Raw genomic sequence first — 13,504 nt, forward strand, 5'->3', positions numbered from 1 at the left:
GGCTCGGCCACCTCCGGCCCCACCTCGGTGGGGCCTTTTTCGCCGGTTTAGGCTCTGTAGGCGACGAGCACGGCGCCTCCGGCGATCATGATGACGCCAAGCCAGTTCGGAAGCGACAGACGTTCGCCCAGGAACAGCACGGCAAAGACGGACACGAATACGACGGAGAGCTTGTCGATCGGTGCGACACGAGCCGCATCACCGAGCTTCAAAGCCCGGAAATAGCAAATCCAGGATGCGCCGGTGGCAAGGCCGGAGAGGATGAGAAACAGCCAGCTCCTGCTCGACACCGAAGACGGCTCCTGCCAATTGCCCGTCACATAGACCATCATCCCTGCCGCCAGCAGAATGACGATGGTGCGAACGAAGGTTGCGAAGTCGGAATTCACATTCTCGACGCCGACCTTGGCAAAAATCGCAGTGAGCGCTGCAAAGCAGGCGGAAAGAAGCGCCCAAAGCGGCCAGCTTGTGAGAAGACTTTTCATGTGATTTGCCTTCGCCCTCTTGTATTGATCAGCGTGAAAATCTTTGAAGCAAATCCAACATACGAAAAAGCCGCCGGAATGGCGGCTTCGTTGTTTCAAACGCCGAAATCAGACCTTCACTCGCGCCGCTTACGCTCGGCCGCAACGGCTTTGCCCTCCCGCCACAGGCTTCCTGTCACCGTAAAGGAACGGACCGAAGGAGAGCGTCGAACTGCCCATGCCGAAGCATAACGCGAAAACATCGCAGACCGAAGCGGCTCCGCTCACCGCGGAGGCGCAGGAGCGGCTTAAACTTGCGACCCCGTTTTCGCTGCCGGACTGCTTTGCCCTATTCGCGGCTCCATCCCCGCCAGCAGCCGCTTGATATTGGCATGATGACGCACGACGACATAAAGGCCGCCTGCCATCACCAGAAACCGGTAGGCCAACGGCTGCTCCAGGCTGAAAATGAGGACGATCGCCGTCAACGCCGCCAGCATCGAACTCAGCGACACAATCCGAAACACAGCAAGCCCGATGCCGAAAACCGTCGCCGCACCTAAACCGACCGGCCATGATATGGCGAGCAGCACGCCGAGCCCTGTCGCAGCAGATTTGCCACCTGTGAAATTCAACCAGATCGAACGGCCGTGACCTAACAAGACGGCAAGTCCGGCCGCACAAACGGCCCAAGACACCCAGCCCGTCAAATCAAGCGCTGTCGACGACATCTCGTACCGCCATCCATAAGACCAGGGATAAAACCAGCGGGCGAAGACCACCGCCGCCGCGCCTTTCAGCACATCCACCAGCAACACGACCAAGGCCGGCCATTTGCCCAGAGTCCGCAACACATTCGTTGCGCCAGTGGATTTGGAGCCATGTTCCCGGATGTCAATGCCTTTGAGCAGCTTTCCCGCCAGATAGCCCGTGGGAATGGCGCCGATCAGATAAGCGATCGCCAGTCCGACCACACCCGCTATCCAAATCATGGAGCCACCTCGCCGCTTAAAGAAAACCGCCCACGAGATCCGTGGGCAGTTCGACATCATCATACTTTCATTTCGCATGCCAGCCGGAAGCCCGGTTCACTTATCCCAAGCGTCGCATCAGACCTTCAGCTCGCGTCGCTCGCGCTCGGTCTCCATAGCGAGATCGAGCACCTTCTGCAGGTTGGCGGCGTGACGGAAGTTCGGGTCGGGCTGGATGCCGCTTGCCACTGCTTCGGCGAAGCGCTGGTAGTTGGTCGGCACCGGCGCCACCTCGATCTCCTTCCAGGTGGCGGTCTCGGCATCGTCGCCAAGGCAGCCGCGCAGTTCCGATCCGGCCGGGCGGTGGATGACCTCGAGGCTGCCCTTTTCGCCGTAGATGCGCAGCTTCAGCTCGTTCAGGTGGCCCGTCGCCCAGCGGCTGGCATGGATGACGCCGAGCGCGCCGTTGGCGAAATCGACCGACATGGTGAAGCTGTCATTGGCGTCGAGCATATATTCGCCGATCTGGCCGCCCGGCGCCTTGTTGAAGGTCTTCAGCCGCGCAAAGACATGATCGATGTCGGTGGCGGCGCCATAGGCGGCGAAATCGAGGATGTGGATGCCGACATCGCCGAGCACGCCGTTCGAGCCATGGCCGGTGGAAAGCCGCCACAGCCAGGTCGATTCCGTGCGCCAGTCGCCCCAGGCACGTGAGACGAGCCAGCTTTGCAGATAGGAGGCTTCGACGTGCTTGATCGTACCGAGCTCACCGGCAAGCACCATTTCACGGGCGCGCTGCAGCGGTGCGACATTGCGGTAGGTGAGGTTCACCATGTTGATGACGCCGGCCTTTTCGGCCGCTTCCGTCATCTCAAGCGCCTTCGCATAGTTTTCCGCCAGCGGCTTCTCGCAGAGCACATGCTTGCCGGCGGCAATCAGCGCCAGCGTCGTCGGATGATGGATGCGGTCGGGCGTGATGTTCGTCGCCGCATCGAATTCGCCCCAGGCGATCGCCTCCTCCAGAGAAAGGAACCGCTTCTCGATGCCGAACTTGTCGGCAAAGGCGGAAAGCCGGTCGGGATCGGTGTCGACGGCGCCGACCACCGTCACGCCGTCGATTTTGCTGAAGTGGGTGAGCTGGTTTTTCGCCATCACGCCCGTGCCAAGAACGAGTAGTCGCATGGATGCTCCTCAGCGGTAACCGGCTTCGCCGGCCTGGTGCAGTTTCGGGCCGCGTTCGACAATCGGCTCCAGTGCCTTTTCTACCGGCACATTTGGAGCGTCGGTAATGCCAGTCAACGATCCCTCGGGGTTATAGGCCCACTTGACGCCGTTGATCAGCACCTTCTGCACCGTGGCGTCGTGATAGGTCGGATAGGTCTCGTGGCCGGGGCGGAAATAGAAGATGTTGCCGGCGCCGCGCCGCCACGTCAGGCCCGAGCGGAACACTTCCCCGCCCTGGAACCAGGAGATGAACACCGTTTCGAGCGGCTCCGGCACCGAAAACTGCTCGCCATACATTTCCTCGTTCTCAAGCTCGAAATGTTCGCCGATGCCGGCGGCGATCGGATGGCGCGGATTGATGGTCCACAGCCGCTCGCGCTCACCCGCCTCGCGCCATTTCAGCGCGCAGGGCGTGCCCATCAGCCGCTTGAAGATCTTCGAGAAATGGCCGGAATGCAGAATGAGAAGGCCCATGCCCTCCCAGACGCGCTTGGCGACGCGCTCGACGACGTCGTCGGACACGGCGCCGTGATCCTTATGGCCCCACCAGGTCAGCACGTCGGTTTCGGCAAGGCGGGCCTCGCTCAGCCCATGCTCCGGCTCCTGCAGCGTCGCCGTCGTCGCGGAAATCGCGGGATCGGTATTCAGCGCGTTGGCGATCGTCGTGTGCATGCCTTCGGGATAGATGCCCCGGACGATCTCATTGGTAGTCTCGTGGATATTCTCTCCCCAGACGACGGTGCGTATGGCCATGATGTGCTCCTCTGGAAGCTGGAAGTATCGGCAGGCGGGAAAAGCAGAATTCAAAGCGCTTTGGAAAAAGGCGCTGGGTGCGCCTCGATCTCCTCCACGTCAAAGCAACACATAGCCCTTTGTCAGGAGTTTGACAAAGGGGAAAATTTCTCTCGTGAGTTTCGGAGGCGCGCTCTAAAATTTCGCAATTAAATCAATGCGAAACGGATTTCGAGAACAGATTGACCACGACAACGCCCGATATGATCAGCCCGAGGCCGACGATCGCCGGCAGGTCGAGGCGCTGCTTGAAGAAAATCAGGCCGACCGAGGAAATCAGCACGATTCCCAAAGCGCTCCAAATCGCATAGGCGATGCCGACGGGAATGCTCTTCAGCGTAAGCGACAGGCAATAGAAGGCCGCCGCATAGCAGGCGACGACGAGTGCCGTCGGCCCGATGCGGGTGAACTGCTGCGACAATTGCAGCGCGGTCGTGCCGATGACCTCGAGCACGATGGCTGCAAAGAGCAGCCCGTAGATGGCGGCCTGGCTCATGGCGGTATCCCCTGGATTACTTTCCGGTCAATTCGACGAGGCGGTCGATGAGATTCCGCCTCAGCGCATCGGCGATATCATGGCTCTCCAGCGTATCCGCGAACCACAGCCCGTCGGCAGCGAAGCGCACGATCTGCGCATCGAGCGAGGAATCGGTGCCGACATATTCCTCGGCCCGCGCCTGCACCCATTGGCGCCAGCGAAGGCGGAGCCGGGGTTCGGCGAGAAGCGCGATCGTCACCTGCGTCCAACCCCTGGAATCGTCGGGACGATCCTTGAGGCCGGACACCGCCCTGAGATAGGCGCGGGTGAAACGGCCCTGCGGCACGGGATCGCCACGCATCAACTCCTCGATATCGGCATCGAACCTTTCAAGCAGGCTCTCGAACAGCGCGTCGAGCAGCGCATTCTTCGTCGGGAAGTGATGCAGCAAGCCGCCCTTGCTGACGCTGGAGGCGGCGGAGACCGCATCGAGCGTCACAGCCGCCATGCCTTCGCTGGCGGCAAGACGCGCGGCGACCTCCAGCAACTGCTGGCGCACGAGAGCCGGTTGTTTCTTGCGATGGTGAGCGTTTGACATGAGAGATAAAAGATACCGTCCGGACGGTTTTGTCAAGAAGAATCGCTGGAACCCCTGCCTCGCGGGCATTATGCGCGAAATGCCGCGGCGCCTTGATGACAGTTGCGATCATTTTCCATCAGGTGCATGAAGAGGCCGAGGACTGGGAATGATATCGGGGATGGTTTCGTGACGGAGAAGGTCACCACTCTATATGAAGCGATCGGCGGCGATCCCACCGTGCGGGCGCTGACGCACCGCTTCTATGCGCTGATGGATACGCTGCCGGAGGCAAGCAACGTGCGCGCCGTGCACCCGCCGAGCCTGGAAGGCAGCGAAGAGAAATTCTACGAATATATGAGCGGTTATCTCGGCGGCCCGCCGCTCTATACCGACAAACGCGGCCATCCGCGCCTGCGCAGCCGCCATTTCGTTGCCGAGATCGGGCCCGTCGAACGGGACGAATGGCTGCTCTGCTTCCGCCGCGCGCTCGACGAGACGATATCAAGCCAGGCACTGCGCGATCTCATCTGGGCGCCGGTCGAACGCCTCGCCCATCACATGCAGAACAAGGAAGAACCATGAGCCTCAACGCGCGACTGGAGCCGATGCTCTATCTCTTTGCCGGCCTGTTCGGTGTCGCCGGCGTGGCGCTCGCCGCCCTTGCCGCCCATGGCGGCGGCGAGGCCAATCTTGCGGCATCCGCCTCCGCCATGTGCCTTGCCCACGCCCCTGCCCTGCTGGCCTTGGCTCTCGGCACCGCCAAGCTCAAAACCGCCTGGCTGGCCGGTTTCCTGATGATCGTGGGAACACTGCTCTTTGCCGGCGATCTCGTCACGCTCCGCTTCTCCGGCTCCGGCCTCTTCCCCTACGCCGCACCGACCGGCGGCTGGGCGATGATGCTCGGCTGGCTCGCCGTGGCGGCAGGTACGGCCTTCCGCGTCAGAACCTAACCGCGCGGCTGCGGTATGCGGCCGAAGCGCAGGAGATTTCCATGCGGATCATGGATGTAGAATTCCTCCATGTTCCACGGCCGCACCTCCATTTCGGTCAGGCGCTCGACGCCCTTTTCCCGATATTCCGCATGAAGCGCGCCGATGCCGCCGCCGCGGAGATAGACGGAGGTCTTCTCGCAGAGACTAACATCCTCGGTACGCCAGAAATGCAGCTCCATATCGTCGCGCCGCAGGATGAGATAATCCGGCGCCTCATAGACGACATTGGCAAAGCCGAGTTTGTCGCGATAGAAGGAGAGCGTCTCGGCGATATCGAGTGACGGCAGGACCGGCAGAACCTCGATGCGATCGGGGACTTCGTTCATATGCCCTCGACCACGTTAAAACCCTCAAAAACCGGCGGCCCCTTGTACATCGCCTTGCGGTCTCCGGCATTGCGGTGCGCCGCGCGAAAGTTCTCGGACTTCGTCCAGTTCTGAAAATCTTCATCGCTCTTCCAGACCGTGTGCGAGGAATAGAGCGTGTAGCCCTCTTCTTCGTTGGCCTTGCCGCGCAGCAGGCGGAATTCGACGAAACCGGGCACCTCGGCCAGGCTGGAATCGCGATTGCGCCAGACCGTTTCGAAATCGCCCTCGGTCCCGGTTACGACCTTGAAGCGGTTCATTGCGATATACATGAAATCTCCTTACGCCTTCTTGACCGCCTTCGCAGCAGGCGAGGGAAAGGCGAGAACATTATTGCCGTTTGCCGCCGCCGCGCCAAGCGGTCTCGTGGCCGCCTCCCCAGGCATGCGCGCCTCCCAGGTCGGGAACAGCGTCACATTCTGATAGATCTGCTGGCGTGCGGTGTGCTGCTGGAACAGTTCGTAGAGTTCGGGCACGAGGCCGTCGCCGCTATGGGCGGCGAGCTTGTGCAGGCCGATCATGGTGAAGCCGTCGGGGCGCTGGTCGTTCATCGGGAAGTGTCTCGTTCGTTCATCGTCTGCAGCGCACGTTCCAGGCTGGACTTGCTGCCGTTTCGAAGCGGGATGAAGGCCTTGCTGAACTTCTTGCAGCCGGTCTTCACGCGCAGGCAGGCATCGTGGCTGATACAGTCGATGGGGCAGAACACGCAGTCGACGGAGGGAAGCAGCGTGTCGATGCGGGAGACCGCCTCGCGCAGGCCGCCATCGTGATGAATGAGCTCGGCGCCGAAATTGCTGGCGATCTGGCGCAGATGCGCCACCTGGCAGTCACGCCCGCCGACATAGAGGAAACTGCGGCCACCCAGTTTGGATCGTCCGTTGGATGCCTGGCTGGCCTCCTCGCCCGCGCTGTCGCGGACCTCCCGGTTCGATCCCTTCTTGCCCTTGCGAGCCATATGCCACCCGTTCGCTGGTTGATCGTCACACGATTCCTGCGTGTGCGGACGGACCTTATTAAACTTGATTTTTGTAGTAAAGTATAAAGTTGATTGTTTTTATCATATTATTGAACCTCGATCGCAACCGAGTTGAAATTCCTTCCATTCCCACCGGGCGTTGGGCCAAATGGTGCGGCGCGTCTGATAGCATTGACGGCAAGCTGATCGATTTCAGCAATGCCGGATCCGCCTACGACGCGAACGGAAGTCAGGCCGCCGCTGCCATTCACGGAAAAATTGACGACCACAGTTCCCTTGGCCCCACCGGGGCTTCTGATCGCACGTCGAATGCGACTGCGGACCTTCCCGTCATAATTGGCCAAGGCCGCAGTTCCGATTCCATTGTTGTTGCCGGCGGCGGGTGAATTACGATCGGATTGAACCGAACGATCGCCCTCGATAACGCCCCGCTCGGAATCCTGCTGGGCCTCGCCTTGCGAACCCGATGTCTTTTTCGGCGGACGCTTTTTCTCCACCGGCTTCTGCTTTTCCTGCGTCACCACTTTCGGTTTGGGCTTCGGCGTCACGACTTCCTGCGGCACGTCCGGCTCCGGCTGCAGTTCGGCCGTCTCAACGGGCTTGACCTCCTCGGGTTCGACTGCGGCGACAGGAAGCGTCTCAGATGGTTGAACTTCCGGGGGCATCTCGTCAGCAGGCTTCTGCTCCTCGGGAACGACCGTCGACATTGGCTGTACGACAGCGGTTTCCGCTGGAGCTTCCGAAACGAGAACCTCCGGCTCGACCGCTGCCGCAGTCTCCGGCGAAACGCGCGTTACCTCTGGAGACGGGGCTTGCTGGATCGGATCCTGAGTTTCTGCGGGCGAGACTTCGGTCGGCTGGATTGTCTCCGGCTCTACCGCCTCTGGAATGATTTCTTCCTGTACTGTCACATCGGTCTCGCCGGCAGCGGTCTGGTCGACGTCGGCATTACCATACATGACGACGCTGACGGCTTCGCCGGCCTCCTCGATTGCTTCTTCCGGGACGTACGGGAAGGCAACGATCAGCACTACGGCCAGCGCGACATGAAAAAAGAACGAACCGACACACGTCAGCGCCACCCGCCGCCGTACCGGCTTCTTCTCATCCTCCTGCTTCTCCACCGCCGCATCCATCGGCGGCGCGGAAGCGGGGGCGGCCGGTTCGGCTTCCGGATGGTCGGGAAAGGAGGATATCTGCGCAGAACGCGTGTAGTGGATGACCGTCTCGCCGGCCGGCTGCCGCTGCGCGTTTCGCAGTTCGGGAAGCTCGTGGCCGGGGTGCATGCCGGGCATGTTGTCGTTCAGGCTGGTGTCGGCGCTCTCCTCCCCGATGAGCACATGTCTCGATCTGGATTTCGCTGAAATCGCCATTCTTTACGCCTCGGACAGCCGGAAACATGTCGGCCGGGGTTCATCCCCGGCGTCTTCTCATCCTTCGAAAGGAACGGAGATCTGCGAGCGGGTGACGAGACCCTTCATGCATTCGCCAGCGACCGGCCCGTCGCAGACCGGCGTGTCGTTGATGAGGATGCGGGTCACGCTCTCGCATTTGACATTCGGCATGTCGAACTGGCGCACGCGCTTCTTGCCCTGCGGCAGATCGCGGAAGTCGAGGACGGTGATGCGGTCGACGGCATTCTTGTCGTTGAAGAAGGCAAGCTCGAAGGAAACCTTGTTGATGGCGGCGGGCAGCTTGTTGAGCGCCACGAAAGTCATCATGCAGCCCTTCTGCGAGGGCGCCAGCGCGTTGAGTTCGACATCGAGGGAGGCTGCGGGCGCCGCCTCCTGCGCCTGGGCTACGCGTGCAGCCGTCATCACCAAGCCGGCCGCAACGGCCGCAAACCTACCCGTCATCATCTTCTCCGCATTGTCGCGAGCCGTCGGCGGACGGCTTCGTATCAGCAATCTCAAAAACTTGACTGCGTTAGTCTTCTATTGCGTCTTTAAAAAACTATGAGTAAGAAAGTCAAGTTAATTGTAAACGCAGCCGGAGACCTTCTGATCCCCGGCCTCACGGAATTGCCAGCCGAAATGATGGTTGAAAAGCCAGACACTTTTAAGCATGCGCCGCTGCCCTCCGAGCCGGCGGCGCAGCACCGGATCGTCGAAAGCGCGGATCTTTTCCGCGGCACGAACGAGATCATGATCAGACACGACGGGCTGGTTTACCGCCTGAAGATCACCCGCCAGGGCAAACTCATTCTCAATAAATAGGGCCAATAAGTAGGTAAGACATGACCGAGCAGAAAAGACCGGCGCCAGCAGAAATCCGCGCGTTTCGGGCCGAAAATCCGAAGATGCGCGAGCGCGATATCGCCGCCCAGCTGAAGATTTCCGAAGCAGCCCTCGTCGCGGCCGAGACCGGCATCAGCGTCATCCGCATCGACGGCAGCGCCGCGAAACTTCTCGAGCGCGTGGAACGCCTCGGCGAGGTGATGGCGCTGTCGCGCAATGAAAGCGCCGTGCACGAAAAGATCGGCATCTTCGAAAACATCAAATCAGGCGTGCAGAGCGCGATCGTTCTCGGCGAGAATATCGACCTGCGCATCTTCCCGAGCCGCTGGCAGCATGGCTTCGCCGTCTCCAAGAAGGATGGCGACCAGGAGCGCCTCAGCCTGCAATATTTCGACAAGGCAGGCAACGCGGTGCACAAGATTCACCTGCGCCCAAACTCTGATATCGAGGCCTATCACGCGATCGTCGCCGAGCTGAAGCTCGAAGACCAGTCGCAGGAATTCGTCGAGGCCGAGGTCTCGAATACAGCCGATGAAGCCGCCGATGTCAGCCGCGACGAACTGCGCGACAACTGGAGCAAGCTCACCGATACCCACGAATTCTTCGGCATGCTGAAGCGCCTGAAGATCGGCCGCCAGGCGGCCATCCGCACAGTCGGCGACGACTATGCCTGGAAGCTCGACGGCACCGCGACGGCCGAGATGATGCATGCCTCGGTCAAATCGGGCCTGCCGATCATGTGCTTCGTCGCCAATGACGGCATCGTCCAGATCCATTCCGGGCCGATCTTCAACGTGCAGTCGATGGGACCGTGGATCAACATCATGGACCCGACCTTCCACCTGCATCTGCGCCAGGATCACATCGCCGAGACCTGGGCCGTGCGCAAGCCGACCAAGGACGGCCACGTCACCTCGCTGGAAGCTTACAATGCCGAAGGCGAGATGATCATCCAGTTCTTCGGCAAGCGGAAGGAAGGCTCCGACGAGCGCGCCGAATGGCGCGAGATCATGGAAAACCTGCCGCGGGCAACAAGTGCCGCCGCATAAGGATCACAGCGATGACGATGCGTAACAACCTGCGCCGGGTCCGCCTTTGGGAACTGGCCCTGACGGCAGCCGTCATGGCGCTGCCGCTGATCCCGACTGCGCCGGCCGGCAAAAGCTTTGCCTTCGCTAGCGCCGCCCATGCCGAGGAGAAGAAGCTCGACACCTCGCGCCTGGTTTCGGTCGGCGGTGACGTTACCGAGATCATCTATGCGCTCGGCGAGGAAAGCCGGCTGATCGCCCGCGACACCACGAGCCTTTATCCGGAGGCGGCGCTGAAGCTGCCGAACGTCGGATACATGCGCGCGCTCTCGCCGGAAGGCATTCTTGCCATGAACCCGACGGCGATCATCGCCGTCGAAGGGTCCGGCCCGCCGGAAGCGCTTGCCGTGCTGAAGAACGCCAGCGTGCCTTTCGAGACCGTGCCGAACACCTTCACCCGCGACGGCATCATCGCCAAGATCGACCGCGTCGGCACGCTGCTCGGCGTGCCGGACAAGGCGAAGGCGCTCGAAGAAAAGGTCGCCGCCGATCTCGACGCGGCGATCGCCGATGCCGAAAAGCGCCCGGAGGCCGAACGCAAGCGCGTTCTCTTCATCCTCAGCGCCCAGAACGGCCGGATCATGGCATCGGGCACCGGCACGGCGGCCGACGGCGTGATCAAGCTTGCCGGCGCCGTCAACGCAGTCGGCGTATTTCCGGGCTATAAGCCGCTGACGGATGAGGCGATCATCGAAGCCAAGCCCGACATCATCCTGATGATGAACCGCGGCGATGGCGCCGGCACCAAGAACGAGGATCTGCTGGCGCAGCCGGCAATCGCGCTGACGCCAGCCGGCGAGAAGAAAGCGATCATCCACATGGACGGCGTCTACCTGCTCGGCTTCGGCCCGCGCACGGCAAGCGCGGTGCGTGACCTCAACACGGCGATCTACGGGGGCTGATCATGGCCCTGCCGCAAGCCATGACGGAGCAAAGGCGACCATTCCGGGCGGCTAAGATGCGTGAAATCAGGCAGGCAGGAGACAGGACGCGGCTCGCTCTGCTGGCGATTGCCCTGCTTGCGGCCGGCTCCATTTTCGCGATGCTGTTTTCGGTGACGACGGGCGCCTCGGATGCCTCGATCCTCGACGTCATCGCCAATATGGCCGGCTCCGAGACCGCGCTCAGCACCCGCGACCGGATCATCATCTTCGATATCCGCCTGCCCCGCGCGATCCTCGGCTTCCTGATCGGCGCCTCGCTTGCCGTTTCCGGCACGGTGATGCAGGGCCTGTTCCGCAATCCGCTGGCCGATCCCGGCCTCGTCGGCGTCTCCTCCGGCGCAAGCTTCGGCGCGGTCGCCATGATCGTGCTCGGCGGCGGTCTCGCAGCGCCCCTCCAGGCATTTTTCGGCATCTATGCCCTGCCGGCGGCCGCCTTCGGCGGCGGTCTCGCCACGACGCTGCTGCTCTACAGGATCGCGACGCGGCATGGCCAGACCTCGGTGGCGACGATGCTGCTTGCCGGCATCGCGCTCGGCGCGCTGGCGCTGGCGCTCACCGGCCTCTTGATCTACATGGCGAACGACCAGCAGCTGCGCGACCTGACCTTCTGGAGCATGGGCTCGCTTGCCGGCGCCACATGGACGAAGATCGCCGCCGCCAGCCCGATCATCCTCCTGTCCTTCACCGCCCTGCCCTTCATGGCGCGCGGCCTCAATGCCATCACGCTCGGCGAAGCGGCTGCCTTTCATATGGGCGTGCCGGTGCAGCGGCTGAAGAATGTCGCGATAACAGGCGTCGCGGCTGCGACCGGCGCTTCCGTCGCCGTCAGCGGCGGCATCGGCTTCGTCGGCATCGTCGTGCCGCACATCCTGCGCATGGCGATCGGCCCGGACCATCGTTTCCTGCTGCCGGCCGCAGCCCTTCTCGGCGGCTCGCTGCTGATCTTCGCCGACGTGCTCGCCCGCACCCTCGTTGCCCCGGCCGAGCTGCCGATCGGCATCATCACCGCGGCGGTCGGCGGGCCGTTCTTCCTGTGGATCCTGCTGAAGCAGCGTTCGCGCCTTGCCTTCTGAGCAACCTTGTGAGTGACTGAGATGATCGAAGTGTCCGGCCTCTCCGTGCGCCTTTCCGGCAAATCGATCATCAGCGACGTCGCTTTCACCGCAAGGGCCGGAGAGCTGACGGCGATTGCGGGGCCGAACGGCTCCGGCAAGACGACGACGATGAAGGCGATATCGGGCGAGCTCGCCTATGACGGCTCGGTGCGCATCGGCGGAGGCGAGGTAAAGGCACTGAAACCCTGGCAACTTGCCGCCATTCGCGGCGTGCTGCCGCAGGCAAGCACCATCTCCTTTCCCTTCACCGTGCGCGAGATCGTCCGCATTGGCCTGACCTCGGGCCTGAACCTGCATCCCGACAAGGCCGATGAGACCGCGGCCGCCGCTCTCGCCTCGGTCGATCTCGTCGGCTTCGAAGGCCGTTTCTACCAGGAACTCTCCGGCGGCGAGCAACAGCGCGTGCAGCTGGCCCGCGTGCTCTGCCAGATCTCCGAACCCGTCGTCGACGGCAAGCCCTGCTGGTTGCTGCTCGACGAGCCGGTTTCGAGCCTCGATATCAGCCACCAGCTGACCATCATGACGCTCGCCCGCGATTTCTGCGAACGCGGCGGCGGCGTCATCGCCGTCATGCACGATCTCAACCTGACGGCGCTTTTTGCCGACCGCATCGTGCTGATGAAATCCGGCCGGCTCGCCGCCGCCGGCAACGTTCGTGAGGTGCTGACCGACGAGACCATGCTCTCGGTCTTCGGCTGCGCGCTGCGCATCAATCAAGCGCCGGCCGACGGCACGCCTTTCGTGCTCGCCCACAGCGCTCTTTCCCGGCCCTGACCGCCGCCCAAGCGGAACTTTTTACTCGCTCAACACGTTGTCGCCAGTGATTTGGGTCAATGCCGGGCGGTCTTATCTATGCAACCAACGGTCATGACCCCTGGAGCACAAGAGGCGGGCTTGCGCGCGCCCCAGCCAATGGAGACAACCATGACCTATTCCATCTTCCAGTCGAGCCGCAGCCGCCGCAACGGCACCTTCCACAATTTCGAAGCCGGCATCGAGGAACAGATCGAGGCGCTGCGCGGCGAGCTCGCCGAACTCTCGCGCCTCGTCGGCAAGAACTCGCGCCACCAGGGCGATAAGATCCGCAGCCAGGCAAGCGCCGGCTACGAGGACCTGCTCGGCCGCAGTGAGGAGCTGCTGCGCGAATTGCAGCACGGCTATGAGCGCGGCGCGACCGAAATGCGCGAGACCGTGCGCAAGCATCCACTCGCCACGATCGGCGCCGCAGCCGCCGTCGGCCTGGCTATCGCCTTCCTCGCCCGCCGCTGAGGAAACGCG

General features: G+C 62.3%; 20 protein-coding genes. 8 read left to right on the forward strand and 12 right to left on the reverse strand.

Annotated elements, in window-relative coordinates:
• Positions 1–47: 47 nt before the first annotated feature.
• From QD408_RS07035 to QD408_RS07060, 6 genes are all read right to left on the reverse strand, one after another.
• Positions 48–485 carry an EamA family transporter gene (locus tag QD408_RS07035; RefSeq protein WP_414138791.1) on the reverse strand — a complete coding sequence of 146 codons (438 nt, stop codon included), beginning with the start codon at positions 483–485 and terminating at the stop codon, positions 48–50.
• Between the two features lie 287 nt (positions 486–772).
• A complete protein-coding gene (plsY, locus tag QD408_RS07040; protein ID WP_414138792.1) occupies positions 773–1,456 on the reverse strand; it encodes a glycerol-3-phosphate 1-O-acyltransferase PlsY in 684 nt (227 codons plus the stop codon).
• A gap of 117 nt (positions 1,457–1,573) precedes the next feature.
• A complete protein-coding gene (locus tag QD408_RS07045) occupies positions 1,574–2,617 on the reverse strand; it encodes a Gfo/Idh/MocA family protein (RefSeq protein WP_414138793.1) in 1,044 nt (347 codons plus the stop codon).
• Positions 2,618–2,626: 9 nt separating this feature from the next.
• Entirely contained in the window at positions 2,627–3,412 is a 786-nt protein-coding gene (locus QD408_RS07050) for a ThuA domain-containing protein (RefSeq protein WP_414138794.1), read from the reverse strand.
• 193 nt (positions 3,413–3,605) lie between these two features.
• Positions 3,606–3,932, reverse strand: coding sequence for a DMT family transporter (locus QD408_RS07055; RefSeq protein ID WP_414138856.1), 327 nt, complete (start codon positions 3,930–3,932; stop codon positions 3,606–3,608).
• A 31-nt stretch (positions 3,933–3,963) separates the two neighbouring features.
• Entirely contained in the window at positions 3,964–4,527 is a 564-nt protein-coding gene (locus QD408_RS07060; protein WP_414138795.1) for a TetR/AcrR family transcriptional regulator, read from the reverse strand.
• Positions 4,528–4,695: 168 nt separating this feature from the next.
• Here QD408_RS07060 and QD408_RS07065 point away from each other — a divergent pair, with 168 nt between their 5' ends.
• A complete protein-coding gene (locus QD408_RS07065; protein ID WP_088684891.1) occupies positions 4,696–5,091 on the forward strand; it encodes a group II truncated hemoglobin in 396 nt (131 codons plus the stop codon).
• A complete protein-coding gene (locus QD408_RS07070) occupies positions 5,088–5,459 on the forward strand; it encodes a DUF423 domain-containing protein (protein ID WP_414138796.1) in 372 nt (123 codons plus the stop codon). The genes QD408_RS07065 and QD408_RS07070 overlap by 4 nt, the downstream gene beginning before the upstream one ends.
• On the opposite strand, the gene QD408_RS07075 is transcribed toward QD408_RS07070, so the two are convergent.
• The 6 genes from QD408_RS07075 to QD408_RS07100 all read right to left on the reverse strand — a co-directional run bounded on the left by QD408_RS07075 (position 5,456) and on the right by QD408_RS07100 (position 8,698).
• Positions 5,456–5,827, reverse strand: coding sequence for a bleomycin resistance protein (locus QD408_RS07075; protein ID WP_414138797.1), 372 nt, complete (start codon positions 5,825–5,827; stop codon positions 5,456–5,458). The genes QD408_RS07070 and QD408_RS07075 overlap by 4 nt on opposite strands.
• Complete coding sequence (locus tag QD408_RS07080; RefSeq protein ID WP_414138798.1) at positions 5,824–6,138, reverse strand: antibiotic biosynthesis monooxygenase family protein; 315 nt, start codon at positions 6,136–6,138, stop codon at positions 5,824–5,826. Before QD408_RS07080 ends, QD408_RS07075 begins: the two co-directional genes overlap by 4 nt.
• A gap of 9 nt (positions 6,139–6,147) precedes the next feature.
• Positions 6,148–6,417, reverse strand: a complete 270-nt coding sequence (locus QD408_RS07085) for a hypothetical protein (RefSeq protein WP_414138799.1) — start codon at positions 6,415–6,417, stop codon at positions 6,148–6,150.
• Complete coding sequence (locus QD408_RS07090; RefSeq protein ID WP_414138800.1) at positions 6,414–6,821, reverse strand: DUF2325 domain-containing protein; 408 nt, start codon at positions 6,819–6,821, stop codon at positions 6,414–6,416. The genes QD408_RS07085 and QD408_RS07090 overlap by 4 nt, the downstream gene beginning before the upstream one ends.
• Before the next feature lie 107 nt (positions 6,822–6,928).
• Positions 6,929–8,215 carry a TonB family protein gene (locus QD408_RS07095; RefSeq protein ID WP_414138801.1) on the reverse strand — a complete coding sequence of 429 codons (1,287 nt, stop codon included), beginning with the start codon at positions 8,213–8,215 and terminating at the stop codon, positions 6,929–6,931.
• Between the two features lie 57 nt (positions 8,216–8,272).
• Positions 8,273–8,698, reverse strand: a complete 426-nt coding sequence (locus tag QD408_RS07100; protein ID WP_088684751.1) for a hypothetical protein — start codon at positions 8,696–8,698, stop codon at positions 8,273–8,275.
• 177 nt (positions 8,699–8,875) lie between these two features.
• Between QD408_RS07100 and hemP the strand changes: the two genes are divergently transcribed.
• From hemP to QD408_RS07130, 6 genes are all read left to right on the forward strand, one after another.
• Positions 8,876–9,058, forward strand: a complete 183-nt coding sequence (hemP, locus tag QD408_RS07105; RefSeq protein WP_064706159.1) for a hemin uptake protein HemP — start codon at positions 8,876–8,878, stop codon at positions 9,056–9,058.
• A gap of 20 nt (positions 9,059–9,078) precedes the next feature.
• Complete coding sequence (locus QD408_RS07110) at positions 9,079–10,128, forward strand: hemin-degrading factor (protein WP_088684752.1); 1,050 nt, start codon at positions 9,079–9,081, stop codon at positions 10,126–10,128.
• 11 nt (positions 10,129–10,139) lie between these two features.
• Positions 10,140–11,069, forward strand: a complete 930-nt coding sequence (locus tag QD408_RS07115) for a heme/hemin ABC transporter substrate-binding protein (protein WP_414138802.1) — start codon at positions 10,140–10,142, stop codon at positions 11,067–11,069.
• 2 nt (positions 11,070–11,071) lie between these two features.
• Positions 11,072–12,184 carry a FecCD family ABC transporter permease gene (locus QD408_RS07120; protein WP_414138803.1) on the forward strand — a complete coding sequence of 371 codons (1,113 nt, stop codon included), beginning with the start codon at positions 11,072–11,074 and terminating at the stop codon, positions 12,182–12,184.
• 21 nt (positions 12,185–12,205) lie between these two features.
• The gene (locus QD408_RS07125) at positions 12,206–13,000 is read left to right on the forward strand and encodes a heme ABC transporter ATP-binding protein (RefSeq protein ID WP_414138804.1); all 795 of its coding nucleotides are present in this window, start codon (positions 12,206–12,208) and stop codon (positions 12,998–13,000) included.
• A gap of 150 nt (positions 13,001–13,150) precedes the next feature.
• On the forward strand, positions 13,151–13,495 hold the full coding sequence (locus QD408_RS07130) for a glycine zipper domain-containing protein (RefSeq protein WP_414138805.1): 345 nt from the start codon (positions 13,151–13,153) through the stop codon (positions 13,493–13,495).
• The last annotated feature ends 9 nt before the right edge of the window (positions 13,496–13,504 follow it).

The sequence above is a fragment of the Rhizobium sp. BR 249 genome (assembly GCF_047445895.1).
Lineage (GTDB): Bacteria > Pseudomonadota > Alphaproteobacteria > Rhizobiales > Rhizobiaceae > Rhizobium.

Bases quoted from the DNA above. Each gene is read 5' to 3' on its own strand.
- QD408_RS07035 (WP_414138791.1), bottom strand. From the start codon at position 485: ATGAAAAGTCTTCTCACAAGCTGGCCGCTTTGGGCGCTTCTTTCCGCC.
- plsY (WP_414138792.1), bottom strand. From the start codon at position 1,456: ATGATTTGGATAGCGGGTGTGGTCGGACTGGCGATCGCTTATCTGATC.
- QD408_RS07045 (WP_414138793.1), bottom strand. From the start codon at position 2,617: ATGCGACTACTCGTTCTTGGCACGGGCGTGATGGCGAAAAACCAGCTC.
- QD408_RS07050 (WP_414138794.1), bottom strand. From the start codon at position 3,412: ATGGCCATACGCACCGTCGTCTGGGGAGAGAATATCCACGAGACTACC.
- QD408_RS07060 (WP_414138795.1), bottom strand. From the start codon at position 4,527: ATGTCAAACGCTCACCATCGCAAGAAACAACCGGCTCTCGTGCGCCAG.
- QD408_RS07070 (WP_414138796.1), top strand. From the start codon at position 5,088: ATGAGCCTCAACGCGCGACTGGAGCCGATGCTCTATCTCTTTGCCGGC.
- QD408_RS07075 (WP_414138797.1), bottom strand. From the start codon at position 5,827: ATGAACGAAGTCCCCGATCGCATCGAGGTTCTGCCGGTCCTGCCGTCA.
- QD408_RS07080 (WP_414138798.1), bottom strand. From the start codon at position 6,138: ATGTATATCGCAATGAACCGCTTCAAGGTCGTAACCGGGACCGAGGGC.
- QD408_RS07085 (WP_414138799.1), bottom strand. From the start codon at position 6,417: ATGAACGACCAGCGCCCCGACGGCTTCACCATGATCGGCCTGCACAAG.
- QD408_RS07090 (WP_414138800.1), bottom strand. From the start codon at position 6,821: ATGGCTCGCAAGGGCAAGAAGGGATCGAACCGGGAGGTCCGCGACAGC.
- QD408_RS07095 (WP_414138801.1), bottom strand. From the start codon at position 8,215: ATGGCGATTTCAGCGAAATCCAGATCGAGACATGTGCTCATCGGGGAG.
- QD408_RS07100 (WP_088684751.1), bottom strand. From the start codon at position 8,698: ATGACGGGTAGGTTTGCGGCCGTTGCGGCCGGCTTGGTGATGACGGCT.
- hemP (WP_064706159.1), top strand. From the start codon at position 8,876: ATGATGGTTGAAAAGCCAGACACTTTTAAGCATGCGCCGCTGCCCTCC.
- QD408_RS07110 (WP_088684752.1), top strand. From the start codon at position 9,079: ATGACCGAGCAGAAAAGACCGGCGCCAGCAGAAATCCGCGCGTTTCGG.
- QD408_RS07115 (WP_414138802.1), top strand. From the start codon at position 10,140: ATGACGATGCGTAACAACCTGCGCCGGGTCCGCCTTTGGGAACTGGCC.
- QD408_RS07120 (WP_414138803.1), top strand. From the start codon at position 11,072: ATGGCCCTGCCGCAAGCCATGACGGAGCAAAGGCGACCATTCCGGGCG.
- QD408_RS07125 (WP_414138804.1), top strand. From the start codon at position 12,206: ATGATCGAAGTGTCCGGCCTCTCCGTGCGCCTTTCCGGCAAATCGATC.
- QD408_RS07130 (WP_414138805.1), top strand. From the start codon at position 13,151: ATGACCTATTCCATCTTCCAGTCGAGCCGCAGCCGCCGCAACGGCACC.